The organism is Streptomyces sp. NPDC001904 (assembly GCF_040297005.1).
Lineage (GTDB): Bacteria > Actinomycetota > Actinomycetes > Streptomycetales > Streptomycetaceae > Streptomyces.
In genome coordinates this window covers 59,290-78,813 of sequence record NZ_JBEOYI010000029.1, presented here as the reverse complement: position 1 = coordinate 78,813, position 19,524 = coordinate 59,290, and the positions used below count along the sequence as shown (strand labels likewise).

Sequence of the window (19,524 nt, the reverse complement as noted above, 5' to 3'; positions counted from 1 at the left end):
GTGGGGACCACAGATGCAGGACACCAGCGGGCAGATCGCGCTGCCCGCGTACGAGCGCGCCGAACGACTGTTGCGCGCGGGGGAGTTGAAGGCGGCCAGGGCCGAGGCGACGGCCGGCCTCGACGCGGACGCACCGCAGCCGGGCCTGTACCTCGTGCTCGCTCGCGCCCACGCCGCCGAGGACGACGACGACCACGACACCGCCGCGGAGCGCGCCTACCGGGCCGGGCTCGACGCCTTCCCGGACGACCTGGACCTGCTCGCCGGGTACGCCGAGTTCGCGCTGGCGGCCGACGGGCTGGAACACCCGGGGCGGCTGGCGCGCGGACGCGCGGCGGCCGAACGGCTGGCCGAACTGGCCCCCGACTCCCCGCAGGCACGGCAGGCCGGCAGCGCCCCCGGGCCCAAGCCGCCCTCCGAGGCGCGGATCCAGCGCCATGACGTGCGTACCGTGCTGCTCCGGGGCGTCGACCCGAAGGCCGCGGCCGAGGAGGCCGCGCAGGCCGCCGCCGCATGGCCGCACGACCGGCGCCTCGCCGTGCGCGCCGCGACGCTGGACGAGCTGGCCCGGCCGGTCGCGGCACCCGCGCGCGCGGTGCTGCGCCACCCGTACCCGGCGGCGCTGCTCCTGGCCGTCGCCGCCTCCGCGCTGATCCTCACGGTGACGGCGCTCGAACTGCCGTCCTGGCTGCTGCTCGCCGTCTTCCTGCTGACCGCTCCCGTGCGCCAGGAGCAGGCCCTGCTGCGCCGCGCCCGCCGCCGGGCACTGGCCGCTCTGCCGGTCGAGCACCGCGAGCCCGCGCCGGGCGCGCCCGGGATCCCGCCGGTGAGCCCGCGGCAGAAGGCGGTGGCGGCCTGCGCGGCGCTCATCCTGGTGGCGTCGGCGGGTGCGTCGGCCACGTGGGCCTACGCCCGCAGTGTGGCGTACCCGCACTACGAGGCCGTGGCGCCGCGGACGTTCCACGGTCTGGGCCAGGTCGGCGAGAGCCCCGCGCTGAGCGTCTACGCCGCGTTCATGTCCGACGACGCGATGGCCCCGCAGGGGAAGCGGCTGTTCGCGGCCTACGGGGAGGAGGGCGCCCGGCTGCCCGCCGTGGTGCTGTTCGGCGCCACGGGTGATCTGCACGATGTCGAGCCCGGGGACATCACCGGACTCTTCGGCGAGGGCATCGAGATGACCGGCGCGCAGGTGACCGGAACGTGGCACCCGGCGCCGGGACGCCTGGGCGGCCGCGTCGACTGCCTGACGTTCCAGCCGCTCCTCGCGGGTGAGGCGCAGGGCGCCTGCACCTGGGCGGACCACGGCAGCTTCGGCACGGTCCTGGTCAGCGCCGAGGGCATGAGCCACGCCGACATCGCGCGCACCGCCGCGGAGCTGCGCCGGCAGACCCTGACGCCGGGGGACGCGGGCGGGGCGTGAGCCTCAGTACGCCACCCCGACCCCCTGCTTCACCGTCGCCGGATCGTCCACCATCGCCAGCATCGCGTGCGCCACGTCTGCCCGCCCCGCGAAGCGGCCCGCGCGCGGGAAGCCGCCCACGACGGTGCGGTACACGCCGGTGAGCGGCTTGTTCTGGAGCCGGGGCGGCCGTACCGAGGTCCAGTCGGTCGCGCTGCTCGCCAGCTCGGCCTCCATGGCCGTCAGGTCGGTGTAGATGTCCTTCAGGAGCGCGCCGATGAGCTTGCCGCCGAGCCGGTCGACGAGCGGTGAGTCCTCCGGCGTCGGGCCCACCGGCGCCGCGCTCACCACGAGTAGCCGGCGCGTGTCCGCCGCCTCCATGGCCCGCAGGACCGACCGCGTGAGCGTCGCCGCGATGCCCGCGTCCGCGCGCCGGCGGGCGCCGAGCCCGGAGAGGACCGCGTCCCGTCCGGCCACCGCGGGCCGCAGCGACTCGGGGTCCGACAGGTCGCTGCGGACGACCGACAGGCGCTCACCGGTCACGGTGAGGCGGGCCGGATCGCGCACCACCGCCGTCACCTCGTGCCCGGCCGCCAGGGCCTGCTGGACGATCTCCTGTCCGATGCCACCGGTCGCGCCGAAGACCGTGAGCTTCATGGCGTACCTCCAGGTTCGCTCACCCGCAGAGGGTGGTGGGTGAGTACTCACTCACCCCTGTTCCACCCTTAGAGTGAGTGAGTACTCACCTCCGCGTCAAGGTTGGTTGGAACCCGCATGGACCAGAAGCCGGCCCGCGTCCGCATCGTCGAAGCGGCCCACGAACTCATGCTGAGCATCGGCCTCGCCCGCACCACCACCAAGGCGATCGCACAGGCGGCCGGGTGCTCAGAGGCGGCGCTCTACAAGTACTTCGCCAACAAGGAGGAGCTGTTCGTGACGGTGCTCAACGAGCGCCTTCCGAAGCTGGGTTCGCTCCTGGACCGCCTCCTCGCGGAAGGCGCGGGCGACTCCGGCCGCACCGTCGAGGAGAACCTCAGGGACATCGCCCTCGAAGCGGCCCTCTTCTACGAGCAGACCTTCCCGATGGCCGCGTCCCTGTACGCGGAGCCGAAGCTCAAGCGCCGCCACGAAGAGGTGATGCGCGAGCTGGGCAAGGGCCCGCACCGGCCGATCCAGGGCCTCGACGCCTACCTGCGGGCCGAACAGCGGGCGGGCCGCATCGGCGCGGGCGCCGACACGTACGCGGCCGCGTCCCTCCTCCTGGGCGCCTGCGCACAGCGCGCCTTCGCCTACGACATGTCGCCGGACGGCAAACCGCCGCAGCCCGTCGACGAGTTCGCTGCGCACATCGCGCGCACGCTGCTCACCGGGATCGCCTGACGGCGTCAGGCGGCCAGCCACTCCTCCACGCCGCTCAGGAGCTTCTCCTTGACCTCCTCCGGCGCCGCCGAACCGCGGACCGACTGCCGGGCCAGCTCGGCCAGTTCGGCGTCCGTGAAGCCGTGGTGGCGGCGCACCAGCTCGTACTGGGCGGCGAGCCGCGAGCCGAACAGCAGCGGGTCGTCGGCGCCGAGCGCCATCGGCACCCCCGCGTCGAAGAGCGTGCGCAGCGGCACGTCCGACGGCTTCTCGTAGACCCCGAGCGCGACGTTCGACGCCGGGCACACCTCGCAGGTGACACCGGACTCGGCGAGCCGCCGCAGCAGCCGCGGATCCTCGGCGGCGCGCACCCCGTGCCCGATCCGGTGGGCCTCCAGGTCGTCCAGGCAGTCGCGCACGGACGACGGGCCCGTCAGCTCGCCACCGTGCGGCGCGGAGAGCAGACCGCCCTCGCGCGCGATGGCGAACGCCCGGTCGAAGTCCCGCGCCATCCCGCGCCGTTCGTCGTTGGAGAGCCCGAAACCGACGATGCCCCGGTCCGCGTACCGCACCGCGAGCCGCGCCAGCGTACGGGCGTCCAGCGGGTGCTTCATCCGGTTCGCGGCCACCAGCACGCGCATCCCGAGCCCGGTCTCGCGGGAGGCGCTGTCCACGGCGTCCAGGATGATCTCGAGCGCGGGGATCAGCCCGCCCAGTCTGGGCGCGTACGACGTCGGGTCGACCTGGATCTCCAGCCATCCCGACCCGTCGGCGATGTCCTCCTCGGCGGCCTCCCGCACCAGCCGCTGGATGTCCTCGGGCTCCCGCAGGCAGGACCGCGCCGCGTCGTAGAGCCGCTGGAACCGGAACCAGCCGCGCTCGTCCGTGGCCCGCAGCTTCGGCGGCTCCGCCCCGGTCAGCGCCTCGGGCAGCCGCACCCCGTACTTGTCCGCGAGGTCCAGCAGGGTCGTGGGCCGCATCGACCCGGTGAAATGCAGATGCAGATGGGCCTTGGGCAACTGACGTACATCACGTCCTTCACGCTCCATCCCAAGATCCTGCCGTACGTACCTGTCGTACCGGTAGCGCCTTTCCACCTTCGGGGTCCCGCCCGAACGAAGAAACGGGCCGCCTCCTCGAAGAAGGAGACGGCCCGCCCGTGAAGATGTGACGCAGAGCACTCAGTCCTGGGCTTCGGCCAGCAGCTTCTGCATCCGGGAGACGCCCTCGACGAGGTCCTCGTCGCCCAGCGCGTACGAAAGCCGCAGGTAGCCCGGGGTACCGAAGGCCTCGCCGGGAACCACGGCGACCTCGGCCTCCTCCAGGATCAGCGCGGCCAGCTCGACCGAGGTCTGCGGGCGCTTGCCGCGGATCTCCTTGCCGAGCAGCCCCTTCACCGACGGGTACGCGTAGAAGGCACCCTCCGGCTCCGGGCAGAGCACGCCGTCGATCTCGTTGAGCATCCGCACGATCGTCTGGCGACGCCGGTCGAAGGCCTTCTTCATCTCCTCCACGGCGGTCAGGTCACCGGAGACGGCGGCGAGCGCGGCCGCCTGCGCCACGTTGGAGACGTTCGACGTGGCGTGCGACTGCAGGTTCGTCGCGGCCTTCACGACGTCCTTCGGGCCGATGATCCACCCCACGCGCCAGCCGGTCATCGCGTACGTCTTCGCGACACCGTTGACCACGATGCACTTGTCGCGCAGCTCGGGCAGGATCGCCGGCAGCGAGGTGAACTTCGCGTCCCCGTAGACGAGGTGCTCGTAGATCTCGTCCGTCATGACCCACAGCCCGTGCTCCACGGCCCAGCGGCCGATCGCCTCGGCGTCGGCCTCGCTGTACACGGCGCCCGTCGGGTTGGACGGCGACACGAAGAGCACGACCTTGGTGCGCTCGGTGCGCGCGGCCTCCAACTGCTCGACGGAGACGCGGTATCCGGTCGTCTCGTCGGCCACGACCTCCACCGGCACGCCGCCGGCGAGACGGATCGACTCCGGGTACGTGGTCCAGTACGGGGCCGGGACGATGACCTCGTCGCCCGGGTCGAGGATCGCGGCGAACGCCTCGTAGATGGCCTGCTTGCCGCCGTTGGTCACCAGGATCTGCGAGGCGTCGACCTCGTAGCCGGAGTCGCGCAGCGTCTTCGCGGCGATCGCCGACTTCAGCTCGGGCAGCCCGCCGGCCGGCGTGTAGCGGTGGAACTTCGGGTTCTTGCACGCCTCGATGGCCGCCTCGACCACGTAGTCCGGCGTCGGGAAGTCGGGTTCACCGGCGCCGAAGCCGATCACCGGACGCCCGGCGGCCTTGAGGGCCTTGGCCTTGGCGTCGACCGCGAGGGTCGCGGACTCGGAGATCGAGCCGACACGGGCGGAGACCCGGCGCTCGGTAGGAGAGGAACCACCAGCGGAAGGAGAAGGAGTTGCAGCGCTCATAACCCCATCGTTCCAGACCGGAAACCCGCCCGGCACACGGGTTTCGAAGACCACCGGATCCACCGTTGATCGACTTCCCGTCCTTGTTCGTTCGACGGAGGGCCGCGGAGCACGTACACTCACTGCTCGTTGGCCTTCACCGGCCGCACTTTCCGGCCGCACTCCGTGCGGATCGGCGGATGCGGTACGTTGGGGGAAACAAAGGGTCGTAGCTCAATTGGTAGAGCACTGGTCTCCAAAACCAGCGGTTGGGGGTTCAAGTCCCTCCGGCCCTGCTACACACACCTTCGCCAGGATGTGTGCGCATGTACGTACTGCATTGCACCGCCGTGCGGCTCAACCGGGCGCGGCACGGCCACGACCCGGAATCAGGTGAGGACGAGTGACGGACGCCGTGGGCTCCATCGACATGCCTGATGCTGAGGATGAGGCCCCCGAGTCGAAGAAGGCTCGAAAGAAGGGCGGCAAGCGCGGCAAGAAGGGCCCCTTCGGCCGTCTCGCGCTCTTCTACCGCCAGATCATCGCGGAGCTCCGCAAGGTCGTCTGGCCGACGCGCAGTCAGCTCTCGACGTACACGACCGTGGTGATCGTCTTCGTCGTCATCATGATCGGTCTCGTCACCGTGATTGACTATGGCTTCAGCCACCTCGTGAAGTACGTCTTCGGCTGAGCCGAAATGCGGAGGGCGCCTCTTCGGCGCCCCTTTCGCGTGTTCCACCCCCTTGTATCCAGGAAGAAGCAGCCACCGTGTCTGACCCGAACCTGAACGACGCCGTTGAGCCGCGCGCGGACAACGCGGAGTCCGTGGAGGACCAGCTCGACATCGTCGAGGCGGCGGACGCCGAGGACCCGGACCAGGCCGAGGCTGCCGACATCGCCGCCGGTGAGCCCGCCGAAGAAGCCGCTGTCGAGGTCGAGGCCGCCGACGCGGACGACGCCGAGGGCGACGACGACACCGAGACCGACGAGGCCGACGAGGTCGAGGCCGCCGACGAGGAGCCCGAGGAGGAGCAGGAGCCGGTCGACCCGGTGACCGCCCTCCGCGACGAGCTCCGCGGTCTGCCCGGCGAGTGGTACGTCATCCACACCTACGCGGGCTACGAGAAGCGCGTGAAGGCGAACCTGGAGCAGCGTGCCGTCTCGCTGAACGTCGAGGAGTTCATCTACCAGGCCGAGGTGCCCGAGGAAGAGATCGTCCAGATCAAGAACGGCGAGCGCAAGAACGTCCGGCAGAACAAGCTGCCCGGTTACGTTCTCGTCCGCATGGATCTGACGAACGAGTCCTGGGGCGTCGTCCGCAACACCCCCGGCGTCACCGGCTTCGTGGGCAACGCGTACGACCCGTACCCGCTGACCCTGGACGAGATCGTCAAGATGCTCGCCCCGGAGGCCGAGGAGAAGGCCGCCCGTGAGGCCGCCGAGGCCGAGGGCAAGCCGGCTCCGGCCCGCAAGGTCACCGTCGAGGTCCTGGACTTCGAGGTGGGCGACTCGGTCACCGTCACCGACGGCCCGTTCGCCACGCTCCAGGCCACGATCAACGAGATCAACGCCGACTCGAAGAAGGTCAAGGGCCTCGTCGAGATCTTCGGCCGCGAGACCCCGGTCGAGCTCAGCTTCGACCAGATCCAGAAGAACTAGCCGCAACCGGCACCTTCTGGGCACACCGCTTCCGAACAGGTCAGATGGGCTCCCAAAAGCCTGTCTGACCTGCTCGGTTTTTAGCCGCGCATGGATACCCGTTATCGTTGTGCGGTATGCCTCCATCCGGATGATCTGGACGATCATCGTGCACGGGTGGCGGCTGAACACTCTCACTAAGACCCGGAGAGAGAGCACATGCCTCCCAAGAAGAAGAAGGTCACGGGGCTCATCAAGCTCCAGATCCAGGCCGGCGCTGCCAACCCGGCCCCGCCGGTCGGCCCCGCGCTGGGCCAGCACGGCGTCAACATCATGGAGTTCTGCAAGGCCTACAACGCCGCGACCGAGTCGCAGCGTGGCTGGGTCATCCCGGTGGAGATCACGGTTTACGAGGACCGCTCGTTCACCTTCGTCACCAAGACCCCGCCGGCCGCGAAGATGATCCTCAAGGCCGCTGGTGTCGAGAAGGGCTCCGGCGAGCCCCACAAGACCAAGGTCGCCAAGATCACCGAGGCGCAGGTCCGCGAGATCGCCACCACCAAGATGGTCGACCTCAACGCCAACGACCTGGACGCCGCGTCGAAGATCATCGCCGGCACCGCCCGTTCCATGGGCATCACGGTCGAGGGCTGACGGCACCTCTCGTAGCCCCTCGTAGGCAGAACACCGTGGTAGGGCCTGCTCGGCCCGCACCACGACTCCTCAGACATACACAGGAGCAGTAGTGAGCAAGCGCAGCAAGACTCTCCGCGCTGCGGACGCCAAGATCGACCGGGACAAGTTCTACGCCCCGCTCGAGGCGATCCGTCTCGCCAAGGAGACCTCCGCGACGAAGTTCGACGGCACCGTCGAGGTCGCCTTCCGCCTGGGCGTTGACCCGCGCAAGGCCGACCAGATGGTCCGTGGCACCGTGAACCTCCCGCACGGCACCGGCAAGACCGCCCGGGTCCTGGTCTTCGCGACCGGTGACCGTGCTGCGGCCGCGGAGGCCGCCGGCGCCGACATCGTCGGCTCCGACGAGCTCATCGACGAGATCTCCAAGGGCCAGCGCCTGAACGAGTTCGACGCCGTTGTCGCCACCCCGGACCTCATGGGCAAGGTCGGCCGCCTCGGCCGCGTGCTCGGTCCGCGTGGCCTGATGCCGAACCCGAAGACCGGCACCGTGACCCCGGACGTGGCCAAGGCCGTGAACGAGATCAAGGGCGGCAAGATCGAGTTCCGCGTCGACAAGCACTCGAACCTGCACTTCATCATCGGCAAGGTGTCCTTCGACGACACCAAGCTGGTGGAGAACTACGGCGCGGCCCTCGACGAGATCCTTCGTCTGAAGCCGTCCGCCGCCAAGGGTCGCTACATCAAGAAGGCCGCCATCGCCACCACGATGGGCCCCGGCGTTCCGGTCGACCCGAACCGCACCCGCAACCTCCTCGTCGAGGAGGACCCGGCCGCGGTCTGAGCCAATCAGGCTCGCTGAAGTCGGCGACGGGCCCCGCACCTCCTTCGGGAGGAGCGGGGCCCGTTCCTCTTTTCCCGCCCTTCCCCGCGCGCGGCTGCGCTAGCGTCGCGGTGATCGACCCGGGGGAGCGGATGAGGCACGGACGACTGGTGGTGCTGGCCACCGTGGGCGCACTGCTCACGGGCTGCGGCGGCGCACGGCATCCCGGCGCGGACGAGGCGGCCGGCGCGCTGCGCATGGCCCGCCAGAAGGTCGCCGCGGCCGGCTCGGCCCGCGTCGACGCGACGATGCGCACCGGCGGCGCCCTCTCCTCGCGCTCCACCGGCGCCCTCAGCTGGTCACGCGGCGTCGAGGGCACGGTGACGGTGCGGGTCACCGGCGGCGAACTGGCGGCCTCCACGAGGAAGCTGGGCGGCGACCCGTCCCAGACCCGCTTCCTGCCCGACGCGTACTACACGCGGATGACGGACACGTTCGCCGCCGGGCAGGACGGCAGGCACTGGATCCGGCACCCGTACGACAGGACCAGCGACCTCAGCCCGGCCGACGCCCTGAAGACGCTCGGCGCGGCCGACGACGTCCACCGTGTGGGACGGGCGACCGTACGCGGCACCGCGACCACCCACTACCGGGGGACCGCCGGGAAGCAGCGCCTGGAGGTGTGGGTGGACGCCCGCCACCTCCTGGTCCAACGCGCCTACCGCGAGGGCGATTTCACCGTCACCGTCCACTACAGCGACTACGGTGCCGCCGCCACGGCCGAGCGGCCGCCCGCCCACGACACGGTCGACTTCGCCGACGTGGCCGCGGGCGGCTGAAACCGGACGGCTGTCCGAGGCGTCCCCTAAGGTGCGATGAGTACACGTGTTCTAAGGGGTGGTTCTGAGATGACTGTTGCCGTACGACGCACGGTCGGCGCCGTCGCCGCGACCGCACTGCTGTGCGCGGGAGCCGTGGCGTGCGGCGGCGGCTCCGGCGCGAGCGGCACGAAGTCCGCGTCCGGGACCGGCGGCCACCAGGCCGCGTCGCAGGCGGTCACGGCCGCGTACAAGAAGACCGCGGAGGCCGGGTCCGCCAAGGTCACGATGACGATGAGGACGCCGTCGTCGCTCGGCGCCGGCACCATGAAGCTCTCCGGCACCATGGGCTGGAACCCGACCGTCATGGATATGACCATGAAGGGCTCCGGCGCCGCCGCCGGCGGGATGGAACTGCCCGGCACCGTCCGCATGGTCATGCAGGACGACGTCATGTACGTGGACGGGGGCGCGGCCGCCGCCCGGGAGACGGACGGCAAGCGCTGGATGAAGCTGGACCTCGCCGGCCTCGGCGGGCAGGCCGGCGGCCTCGGCAGCATGGACCAGGACCCGGCGCGGCAGATCGCCGTCCTCCTCGACTCGCCCAACCTGAAGCACCTGGGCTCCGCCACCCTCGACGGCGAGCGGACCGAGCACTACAAGGGCAGGCTCACGGTCGAGGAGATGATGAAGTCGAACGACTCGCTGAAGGTCCTCGGCGCGGACGAGCGCGGCCGCCTCCTGAAGAGCGTCGAGCAGGCCGGCATCAAGGACTACGACACCGAGCTGTGGGTGAACAAGGACGACCTGCCGGTCCGGCTGGACGTCACGATGGGCAGCTCGCAGGGCCCCGTCGAGATGTCGGAGAGGTTCTCGGACTACGGGGCCGCGGTGCGGGCCGAGATCCCGCCCGCCGGTCAGACCTTCGACCTCATGAAGTCCTTCGGCAGGCTCGACAGGCTCGGCAAGGGCGGGCTCCAGGGCTGATTTGCTTGACGCGACCCCGGTCCCGTACTCTTCCACAGAAGCCAAAGACCGCTGGTCGTCGCTGTGTTCTCGCAAGAGGGTGCGGTGGCCGAAGGATCCGCTGAGACTGCGGACGACCCGCGCAGGTGACTGAGGAAGCGCTCCCGTACGGATTCGTTCGTACCGGTCGAGCCCACGCCCCAAGCGCCTGCGCTGGGGCGTTTTGTTTTGTCGGCCCCTTCTGAGCGGTCCTCATCACCCGGAAGGAGGCCGACGCTCTATGCCGACGCCCGACAAGGCTGCCGCGGTAGCCGAGCTCACGGACAAGTTCCGCAGCTCGAACGCCGCCGTGCTGACCGAGTACCGGGGTCTCACCGTGGCCCAGCTCAAGCAGCTGCGCCGTTCGCTCGGTGAGAACTCCGAGTACGCCGTGGTGAAGAACACGCTGACCAAGATCGCGGCCAACGCGGCCGGGATCGACACGCTCGACGACCTGTTCAACGGTCCGACGGCGGTTGCCTTCGTCACCGGTGACCCGGTGGAGTCGGCGAAGGGTCTTCGTGACTTCGCCAAGGACAACCCCAACCTCGTCATCAAGGGCGGTGTCCTTGACGGCAAGGCGCTGTCCGCCGACGAGATCAAGAAGCTCGCGGACCTCGAGTCCCGCGAGGTTCTGCTCAGCAAGCTGGCCGGCGCGTTCAAGGGCAAGCAGTCCCAGACTGCTCAGCTCTTCCAGGCGCTGCCCTCGAAGTTCGTCCGCACCGCGGAGGCGCTTCGTGCCAAGCAGGCCGAGCAGGGCGGTGCCGAGTAATTCGGCTCGCACCTTGACCGCCGCCTGAGGCGACGGTCGAAGCGGGCCGACAGTACGCCCGCCTACATGGACAACCGGCACCAGCCGATTTAGTGGAAGGATCGCCCATCATGGCGAAGCTCAGCCAGGAAGACCTGCTCGCCCAGTTCGAGGAGATGACCCTCATCGAGCTCTCCGAGTTCGTGAAGGCCTTCGAGGAGAAGTTCGACGTCACCGCCGCTGCCGCCGTCGCCGTTGCCGGCCCGGCCGCCGCCGGTGCCCCGGCCGAGGCCGAGGCCGAGCAGGACGAGTTCGACGTCATCCTCACGGGTGCCGGCGAGAAGAAGATCCAGGTCATCAAGGTCGTGCGTGAGCTGACCTCCCTGGGCCTGAAGGAGGCCAAGGACCTCGTCGACGGCACCCCGAAGCCGGTCCTCGAGAAGGTCGCCAAGGACGCCGCGGAGAAGGCCGCCGAGGCCCTCAAGGGCGCCGGCGCCTCCGTCGAGGTCAAGTAAGACCTCTGCGAGTCTGCTGACTCCTCTCCGGTGAAACTGCTCCCTCCGGAGCTGTAACACCGAGGTACCGAAGGGCGATCACCCAGTTGGGTGGTCGCCCTTCGGCGTTGGCTGGCTCGCAGGCCGAGGGTGCCTTGCACTGTCGGTCGCGCGGAGTATGGTGATCTTCGTTGTGCCTGGCGCCACCCCTGTTCGGCCAAGAGGGGGCCTTGACGAACAGCACGCAGCGCGCAATTCTCAGGACGCGTCGTCACAACAGGATCCGGTTCCGAGGCATGGATCGACGGCGAAGAGGGCAGTAAGGATGTGCGCTCCGCGTACAGGGCATGCCGCACACAGTGAACGGTTGAGAACAACGAGGGTGTCTAAAAACCCGCACTGGACATCAGTGGGCCTTCTGGCTACACTGTCCCTTTGCGCTGCCTGTTAGCTGCTCCCTGCCCGTCACCAGGGGCATGCCCTCGCTTGAGCACAGTGGACTGATTCGGCCCTGACCAGGGCTTGTCTTCCCTCTGCATGGCTTGGGACCGGTACGCGCGTAGTGAGTCCGAGCCCTCGGAAGGACCCCCTCTTGGCCGCCTCGCGCAACGCCTCGACCGCGAATACGAACAACGGCGCAAGCACCGCCCCGCTGCGCATCTCCTTTGCAAAGATCAAGGAGCCCCTCGAGGTTCCGAACCTGCTCGCGCTGCAGACCGAGAGCTTTGACTGGCTGCTCGGCAACACCGCCTGGCAGAGTCGGGTCGAGGCGGCTCTGGAGTCGGGTCAGGACGTCCCCACCAAGTCCGGTCTGGAGGAGATCTTCGAGGAGATCTCTCCGATCGAGGACTTCTCCGGGTCGATGTCGCTGACGTTCCGCGACCACCGTTTCGAGCCGCCGAAGAACAGCATCGACGAGTGCAAGGAGCGCGACTTCACGTTCGCCGCTCCGCTCTTCGTGACGGCCGAGTTCACCAACAACGAGACCGGCGAGATCAAGTCCCAGACGGTCTTCATGGGCGACTTCCCGCTCATGACCAACAAGGGCACCTTCGTCATCAACGGCACCGAGCGTGTCGTGGTGTCCCAGCTGGTCCGCTCGCCGGGTGTCTACTTCGACTCCTCCATCGACAAGACGTCCGACAAGGACATCTTCTCCGCCAAGATCATCCCGTCCCGGGGTGCCTGGCTGGAGATGGAGATCGACAAGCGCGACATGGTCGGTGTCCGCATCGACCGCAAGCGCAAGCAGTCCGTCACCGTCCTGCTCAAGGCTCTCGGTTGGACGACCGAGCAGATCCTGGAGGAGTTCGGCGAGTACGAGTCCATGCGCGCCACCCTGGAGAAGGACCACACCCAGGGCCAGGACGACGCGCTGCTCGACATCTACCGCAAGCTGCGCCCGGGCGAGCCGCCCACGCGTGAGGCTGCTCAGACGCTGCTCGAGAACCTCTACTTCAACCCGAAGCGCTACGACCTCGCGAAGGTCGGCCGCTACAAGGTGAACAAGAAGCTCGGCGCCGACGAGCCGCTGGACGCCGGCGTGCTCACCACCGACGACGTCATCGCGACCATCAAGTACCTGGTCAAGCTGCACGCCGGTGAGACCGAGACGGTCGCCGAGTCGGGTCGCGAGATCATCGTCGAGACCGACGACATCGACCACTTCGGCAACCGCCGTATCCGTAACGTCGGTGAGCTGATCCAGAACCAGGTCCGTACGGGTCTCGCCCGTATGGAGCGCGTCGTGCGCGAGCGCATGACGACCCAGGACGTCGAGGCGATCACCCCGCAGACCCTGATCAACATCCGCCCCGTGGTGGCGTCGATCAAGGAGTTCTTCGGTACGTCGCAGCTGTCCCAGTTCATGGACCAGAACAACCCGCTGTCGGGGCTGACGCACAAGCGTCGTCTGAACGCCCTGGGCCCGGGTGGTCTCTCCCGTGAGCGGGCCGGCTTCGAGGTCCGAGACGTGCACCCGTCGCACTACGGCCGCATGTGCCCGATCGAGACCCCCGAAGGCCCGAACATCGGTCTGATCGGTTCGCTCGCCTCGTACGGACGGATCAACCCGTTCGGCTTCATCGAGACGCCGTACCGCAAGGTCGTCGAGGGCGTCGTCGGCGACGACGTCGACTACCTGACCGCCGATGAAGAGGACCGCTTCGTCATCGCGCAGGCCAACGCGCCGCTGAACGACGACTTCCAGTTCGTCGAGAACCGCGTGCTGGTCCGCCGTCGTGGCGGAGAGGTCGACTACGTGCCGGGCACGGACGTCGACTACATGGACGTCTCGCCGCGCCAGATGGTGTCGGTCGCGACCGCCATGATCCCGTTCCTCGAGCACGACGACGCCAACCGTGCCCTCATGGGCGCGAACATGATGCGTCAGGCCGTGCCGCTCATCAAGTCCGAGGCGCCGCTCGTCGGTACCGGCATGGAGTACCGCTGCGCCACCGACGCCGGTGACGTGCTCAAGGCCGAGAAGGACGGTGTGGTCCAGGAGGTCTCCGCGGACTACATCACCATCACGAACGACGACGGCACGTACTCCACGTACCGCCTGCACAAGTTCTCCCGCTCCAACCAGGGCACCTCTGTGAACCAGAAGGTCGTCGTGGACGAGGGCGCGCGGATCATCGCCGGTCAGGTCCTGGCCGACGGTCCCGCGACCGAAGAGGGCGAGATGGCCCTCGGCAAGAACCTGCTCGTGGCGTTCATGCCGTGGGAGGGTCACAACTACGAGGACGCGATCATCCTGTCGCAGCGCCTCGTGCAGGACGACGTCCTCTCCTCGATCCACATCGAGGAGCACGAGGTCGACGCCCGTGACACCAAGCTCGGCCCGGAGGAGATCACCCGGGACATCCCGAACGTCTCCGAGGAGGTCCTCGCCGACCTCGACGAGCGCGGCATCATCCGCATCGGTGCGGACGTCGTCGCCGGCGACATCCTCGTCGGCAAGGTCACGCCCAAGGGTGAGACCGAGCTGACGCCGGAGGAGCGCCTGCTGCGCGCCATCTTCGGTGAGAAGGCCCGCGAGGTCCGTGACACCTCCCTGAAGGTCCCGCACGGCGAGATCGGCAAGGTCATCGGTGTCCGCGTCTTCGACCGTGAAGAGGGCGACGAGCTGCCGCCGGGCGTGAACCAGCTGGTTCGTGTCTACGTGGCGCAGAAGCGCAAGATCACGGACGGTGACAAGCTCGCCGGCCGCCACGGCAACAAGGGTGTCATCTCGAAGATCCTTCCGATCGAGGACATGCCGTTCCTCGAGGACGGAACGCCGGTCGACATCATCCTGAACCCGCTGGGTGTGCCGTCCCGAATGAACCCGGGACAGGTCCTGGAGATCCACCTCGGCTGGCTCGCCAGCCAGGGCTGGGACGTCTCCGGCCTCGGCGACGAGTGGGCCCAGCGCCTCCAGGCGATCGGTGCCGACCAGGTCCAGCCGCGTACGAACGTCGCGACCCCGGTCTTCGACGGTGCGCGTGAGGACGAGCTCGCGGGTCTGCTGGAGCACACCATCCCGAACCGCGACGGCGACCGCATGGTCCTCCCGTCCGGCAAGGCGCGGCTGTTCGACGGCCGCTCCGGTGAGCCGTTCCCGGACCCGATCTCCATCGGGTACATGTACATCCTCAAGCTGCACCACCTGGTCGACGACAAGCTCCACGCCCGTTCGACCGGTCCGTACTCGATGATCACCCAGCAGCCGCTGGGTGGTAAGGCTCAGTTCGGTGGCCAGCGCTTCGGTGAGATGGAGGTGTGGGCGCTGGAGGCGTACGGCGCCGCTTACGCCCTCCAGGAGCTGCTGACGATCAAGTCCGACGACGTCACCGGCCGCGTGAAGGTCTACGAGGCCATCGTCAAGGGCGAGAACATCCCCGAGCCCGGCATTCCCGAGTCCTTCAAGGTGCTCATCAAGGAAATGCAGTCCCTGTGCCTCAACGTGGAGGTGCTGTCCTCGGACGGCATGTCCATCGAGATGCGCGACACCGACGAGGACGTCTTCCGCGCGGCGGAGGAGCTCGGCATCGACCTGTCCCGGCGCGAGCCGAGCAGCGTCGAAGAGGTCTGACGGGAGTCCGGTGCGGGGGCTCAGGGATGAGCCCCCGCACCGACCCCGCGACCCCCGTTTCAGACCACAGACTTACAACCCTGAGAGGGATTGACGCATAGTGCTCGACGTCAACTTCTTCGATGAGCTCCGGATCGGTCTGGCCACCGCTGACGACATCCGTCAGTGGAGCCACGGCGAGGTCAAGAAGCCCGAGACCATCAACTACCGCACCCTCAAGCCCGAGAAGGACGGACTCTTCTGCGAGAAGATCTTCGGTCCGACCCGGGACTGGGAGTGCTACTGCGGCAAGTACAAGCGCGTTCGCTTCAAGGGCATCATCTGCGAGCGCTGTGGCGTCGAGGTCACGCGCGCCAAGGTGCGTCGTGAGCGGATGGGCCACATCGAGCTCGCCGCTCCCGTCACCCACATCTGGTACTTCAAGGGCGTTCCGTCGCGTCTGGGCTACCTGCTCGACCTCGCCCCGAAGGACCTCGAGAAGGTCATCTACTTCGCCGCGTACATGATCACGTACGTGGACGAGGAGCGCCGTACCCGCGACCTGCCCTCCCTCGAGGCGCACGTCCAGGTCGAGCGTCAGCAGGTCGAGAACCGCCGCGACTCCGACCTGGAGGCCCGCGCCAAGAAGCTCGAGACCGACCTGGCCGAGCTCGAGGCCGAGGGTGCCAAGGCCGACGTGCGCCGCAAGGTGCGCGAGGGTGCCGAGCGCGAGATGAAGCAGCTGCGCGACCGCGCCCAGCGCGAGATCGACCGTCTCGACGAGGTGTGGAACCGCTTCAAGAACCTCAAGGTCCAGGACCTCGAGGGCGACGAGCTGCTCTACCGCGAGCTGCGCGACCGCTTCGGCACGTACTTCGACGGTTCGATGGGTGCCGCGGCGCTGCAGAAGCGCCTGGAGACCTTCGACCTCGAGGAGGAGGCCGAGCGCCTCCGCGAGATCATCCGTACCGGCAAGGGCCAGAAGAAGACCCGTGCGCTCAAGCGCCTCAAGGTCGTCTCCGCGTTCCTGCAGACCAGCAACAGCCCCAAGGGCATGGTGCTCGACTGCGTGCCGGTCATCCCGCCGGACCTGCGTCCGATGGTGCAGCTGGACGGTGGCCGCTTCGCGACCTCCGACCTGAACGACCTGTACCGCCGCGTGATCAACCGCAACAACCGCCTGAAGCGCCTTCTCGACCTCGGTGCGCCCGAGATCATCGTGAACAACGAGAAGCGCATGCTCCAGGAGGCCGTGGACGCCCTCTTCGACAACGGTCGTCGTGGTCGCCCGGTGACCGGTCCCGGCAACCGCCCGCTGAAGTCCCTGAGCGACATGCTCAAGGGCAAGCAGGGTCGTTTCCGTCAGAACCTTCTCGGTAAGCGTGTGGACTACTCCGCGCGTTCCGTGATCGTCGTCGGTCCCCAGCTGAAGCTGCACCAGTGCGGTCTGCCGAAGGCCATGGCGCTGGAGCTCTTCAAGCCGTTCGTGATGAAGCGCCTGGTCGACCTGAACCACGCGCAGAACATCAAGAGCGCCAAGCGCATGGTGGAGCGCGGCCGCACGGTCGTGTACGACGTCCTCGAAGAGGTCATCGCCGAGCACCCGGTTCTGCTGAACCGTGCTCCCACCCTGCACCGCCTCGGCATCCAGGCCTTCGAGCCGCAGCTGGTCGAGGGCAAGGCCATCCAGATCCACCCGCTCGTCTGCACCGCGTTCAACGCGGACTTCGACGGTGACCAGATGGCCGTCCACCTGCCGCTCTCCGCGGAGGCGCAGGCCGAGGCCCGCATCCTGATGCTGTCCTCGAACAACATCCTCAAGCCCGCCGACGGCCGTCCGGTGACGATGCCGACCCAGGACATGGTCCTCGGTCTGTTCTTCCTCACCACCGACGGTGAGCTCCGTGACACCAAGGGCGAGGGCCGCGCGTTCGGCTCCACGGCCGAGGCGGTCATGGCGTTCGACGCCGGCGAGCTGGCGCTGCAGTCCGCGGTCGACATCCGCTTCCCGGTGGGCACCATCCCGCCGCGTGGCTGGACGCCGCCGGTCGCCGAGGAGGGCGAGCCGGAGTACCAGGCGGGCGACAGCTTCCGGCTGCGCACGACCCTGGGCCGCGCGCACTTCAACGAGCTGCTGCCCGAGGACTACCCGTTCGTCGACTACTCGGTGGGCAAGAAGCAGCTCGGCGAGATCGTCAACGACCTGGCGGAGCGCTACCCCAAGGTCATCGTGGCGCAGACGCTCGACAACCTGAAGTCGGCCGGCTTCTACTGGGGCACCCGCTCCGGTGTCACCGTGGCCATCTCCGACGTCGTCGTTCCCGAGGCGAAGAAGGAGATCGTCGCCGGGTACGAGGCGCAGGACGAGAAGGTCCAGAAGCAGTACGAGCGCGGTCTCATCACGAAGGAAGAGCGCACTCAGGAGCTCATCGCGATCTGGACCAAGGCGACCAACGAGGTTGCCGAGGCGATGAACGCGAACTTCCCGAAGACCAACCCCATCTTCATGATGGTTGACTCGGGTGCCCGAGGAAACATGATGCAGATGCGTCAGATCGCCGGTATGCGTGGTCTGGTGTCGAACGCCAAGAACGAGACGATCCCGCGTCCCATCAAGGCGTCGTTCCGTGAGGGCCTGTCCGTGCTGGAGTACTTCATCTCCACGCACGGTGCCCGTAAGGGTCTCGCCGACACCGCCCTGCGTACCGCCGACTCGGGTTACCTCACCCGTCGTCTGGTCGACGTCTCCCAGGACGTCATCATTCGCGAGGAGGACTGCGGCACCGACCGTGGTCTCAAGCTGGCCATCGCCGCGCGTGGCGAGGACGGCGTCCTGCGCAAGGCCGACGACGTCGAGACCAGCGTGTACGCCCGCATGCTCGCCGAGGACATCGTCGTCGACGGCAAGGTCATCGCGCCGGCCAACGTCGACCTGGGTGACGTGCTCATCGACCAGCTGGTCGCGCACGGCGTCGAGGTCGTCAAGACCCGCTCGGTCCTCACCTGCGAGTCCGCGGTCGGCACCTGTGCCTTCTGCTACGGCCGCTCGCTGGCGACCGGCAAGCTGGTGGACATCGGTGAGGCGGTCGGCATCATCGCCGCCCAGTCCATCGGTGAGCCCGGTACCCAGCTGACGATGCGTACCTTCCACACCGGTGGTGTGGCCGGTGACGACATCACCCAGGGTCTGCCCCGTGTCGTCGAGCTCTTCGAGGCTCGTACGCCGAAGGGTGTCGCCCCGATCTCCGAGGCCGCGGGCCGCGTCCGCATCGAGGAGACCGAGAAGACCAAGAAGCTCGTCGTCACCCCGGACGACGGCAGCGACGAGACGGCGTTCCCGATCTCGAAGCGTGCCCGTCTGCTCGTGGGCGAGGGCGACCACGTCGAGGTCGGCCAGAAGCTGACCGTGGGTGCCACCAACCCGCACGACGTGCTGCGCATCCTGGGTCAGCGTGCCGTCCAGGTCCACCTGGTCGGCGAGGTCCAGAAGGTCTACAACTCGCAGGGTGTGTCGATCCACGACAAGCACATCGAGATCATCATCCGGCAGATGCTGCGCCGTGTGACGATCATCGAGTCCGGCGACGCGGAGCTGCTGCCGGGCGAGCTCGTCGAGCGCTCGAAGTTCGAGACCGAGAACCGTCGTGTGGTCACCGAGGGCGGTCACCCCGCCTCCGGCCGTCCGCAGCTGATGGGTATCACCAAGGCCTCGCTGGCGACGGAGTCCTGGCTGTCGGCCGCCTCCTTCCAGGAGACGACCCGAGTGCTGACGGACGCGGCGATCAACGCCAAGTCCGACAGCCTCATCGGCCTCAAGGAGAACGTCATCATCGGTAAGCTCATCCCGGCCGGTACGGGTCTGTCCCGCTACCGCAACATCCGGGTGGAGCCCACCGAGGAGGCCAAGGCCGCGATGTACTCGGCCGTCGGCTACGACGACATCGACTACTCGCCGTTCGGCACCGGCTCCGGCCAGGCCGTTCCGCTGGAGGACTACGACTACGGTCCGTACAACCAGTAAGCGAGCAGGTGTGTGAACCGCAGGGCGGTCATTCCGACAGGAGTTCGGAGTGGCCGCCCTGCGGCGCGTTGCCGCATGATGGAGGGCACAACAGCTCAGCTCCGGGGGAAGTGGT

General features: G+C 68.4%; 15 protein-coding genes and 1 tRNA gene. 13 read left to right on the top strand and 3 right to left on the bottom strand.

Annotated elements, in window-relative coordinates; all coding sequences use genetic code 11:
- The first annotated feature begins 13 nt into the window (after positions 1 to 13).
- A complete protein-coding gene (locus ABT127_RS33280; protein ID WP_351458291.1) occupies positions 14 to 1,420 on the top strand; it encodes a hypothetical protein in 1,407 nt (468 codons plus the stop codon).
- Between the two features lie 3 nt (positions 1,421 to 1,423).
- Here the strand turns inward: ABT127_RS33280 and ABT127_RS33275 are convergent, their stop codons facing one another.
- Positions 1,424 to 2,056 carry an NAD(P)-dependent oxidoreductase gene (locus tag ABT127_RS33275; protein ID WP_351458288.1) on the bottom strand — a complete coding sequence of 211 codons (633 nt, stop codon included), beginning with the start codon at positions 2,054 to 2,056 and terminating at the stop codon, positions 1,424 to 1,426.
- Between the two features lie 117 nt (positions 2,057 to 2,173).
- On the opposite strand from ABT127_RS33275, the gene ABT127_RS33270 reads away from it, so the two are divergent.
- The gene (locus tag ABT127_RS33270; RefSeq protein WP_351458286.1) at positions 2,174 to 2,779 is read left to right on the top strand and encodes a TetR/AcrR family transcriptional regulator; all 606 of its coding nucleotides are present in this window, start codon (positions 2,174 to 2,176) and stop codon (positions 2,777 to 2,779) included.
- A 5-nt stretch (positions 2,780 to 2,784) separates the two neighbouring features.
- Here the strand turns inward: ABT127_RS33270 and ABT127_RS33265 are convergent, their stop codons facing one another.
- Positions 2,785 to 3,807, bottom strand: a complete 1,023-nt coding sequence (locus ABT127_RS33265; RefSeq protein WP_351458283.1) for an adenosine deaminase — start codon at positions 3,805 to 3,807, stop codon at positions 2,785 to 2,787.
- Between the two features lie 132 nt (positions 3,808 to 3,939).
- The gene (locus ABT127_RS33260; RefSeq protein ID WP_351458280.1) at positions 3,940 to 5,190 is read right to left on the bottom strand and encodes a pyridoxal phosphate-dependent aminotransferase; all 1,251 of its coding nucleotides are present in this window, start codon (positions 5,188 to 5,190) and stop codon (positions 3,940 to 3,942) included.
- 202 nt (positions 5,191 to 5,392) lie between these two features.
- Here ABT127_RS33260 and ABT127_RS33255 point away from each other — a divergent pair.
- From ABT127_RS33255 to ABT127_RS33205, 11 genes are all read left to right on the top strand, one after another.
- Positions 5,393 to 5,465 (top strand) — tRNA-Trp (locus ABT127_RS33255).
- A gap of 107 nt (positions 5,466 to 5,572) precedes the next feature.
- Positions 5,573 to 5,860: a preprotein translocase subunit SecE gene (gene secE / locus ABT127_RS33250; RefSeq protein ID WP_351458277.1), complete on the top strand. Its 288-nt coding sequence runs from the start codon at positions 5,573 to 5,575 to the stop codon at positions 5,858 to 5,860.
- 77 nt (positions 5,861 to 5,937) lie between these two features.
- Entirely contained in the window at positions 5,938 to 6,828 is an 891-nt protein-coding gene (gene nusG, locus ABT127_RS33245) for a transcription termination/antitermination protein NusG (RefSeq protein ID WP_351458274.1), read from the top strand.
- 198 nt (positions 6,829 to 7,026) lie between these two features.
- Positions 7,027 to 7,461, top strand: a complete 435-nt coding sequence (gene rplK / locus ABT127_RS33240; protein WP_351458272.1) for a 50S ribosomal protein L11 — start codon at positions 7,027 to 7,029, stop codon at positions 7,459 to 7,461.
- A 91-nt stretch (positions 7,462 to 7,552) separates the two neighbouring features.
- Positions 7,553 to 8,284 (top strand): 50S ribosomal protein L1, encoded by a 732-nt coding sequence (gene rplA / locus ABT127_RS33235; RefSeq protein WP_111663831.1) that lies wholly within the window; start codon positions 7,553 to 7,555, stop codon positions 8,282 to 8,284.
- A 131-nt stretch (positions 8,285 to 8,415) separates the two neighbouring features.
- A complete protein-coding gene (locus tag ABT127_RS33230; RefSeq protein WP_351458269.1) occupies positions 8,416 to 9,102 on the top strand; it encodes an SCO4651 family lipoprotein in 687 nt (228 codons plus the stop codon).
- 69 nt (positions 9,103 to 9,171) lie between these two features.
- Positions 9,172 to 10,068 (top strand): SCO4651 family lipoprotein, encoded by an 897-nt coding sequence (locus tag ABT127_RS33225; protein WP_351458267.1) that lies wholly within the window; start codon positions 9,172 to 9,174, stop codon positions 10,066 to 10,068.
- Positions 10,069 to 10,327: 259 nt separating this feature from the next.
- A complete protein-coding gene (gene rplJ, locus ABT127_RS33220; RefSeq protein WP_351458264.1) occupies positions 10,328 to 10,858 on the top strand; it encodes a 50S ribosomal protein L10 in 531 nt (176 codons plus the stop codon).
- A gap of 110 nt (positions 10,859 to 10,968) precedes the next feature.
- Positions 10,969 to 11,352, top strand: coding sequence for a 50S ribosomal protein L7/L12 (rplL, locus tag ABT127_RS33215; protein ID WP_351458261.1), 384 nt, complete (start codon positions 10,969 to 10,971; stop codon positions 11,350 to 11,352).
- A gap of 571 nt (positions 11,353 to 11,923) precedes the next feature.
- Positions 11,924 to 15,409 carry a DNA-directed RNA polymerase subunit beta gene (rpoB, locus tag ABT127_RS33210; protein WP_351458258.1) on the top strand — a complete coding sequence of 1,162 codons (3,486 nt, stop codon included), beginning with the start codon at positions 11,924 to 11,926 and terminating at the stop codon, positions 15,407 to 15,409.
- Between the two features lie 100 nt (positions 15,410 to 15,509).
- The gene (locus ABT127_RS33205) at positions 15,510 to 19,409 is read left to right on the top strand and encodes a DNA-directed RNA polymerase subunit beta' (RefSeq protein ID WP_351458255.1); all 3,900 of its coding nucleotides are present in this window, start codon (positions 15,510 to 15,512) and stop codon (positions 19,407 to 19,409) included.
- Positions 19,410 to 19,524: the final 115 nt, after the last annotated feature.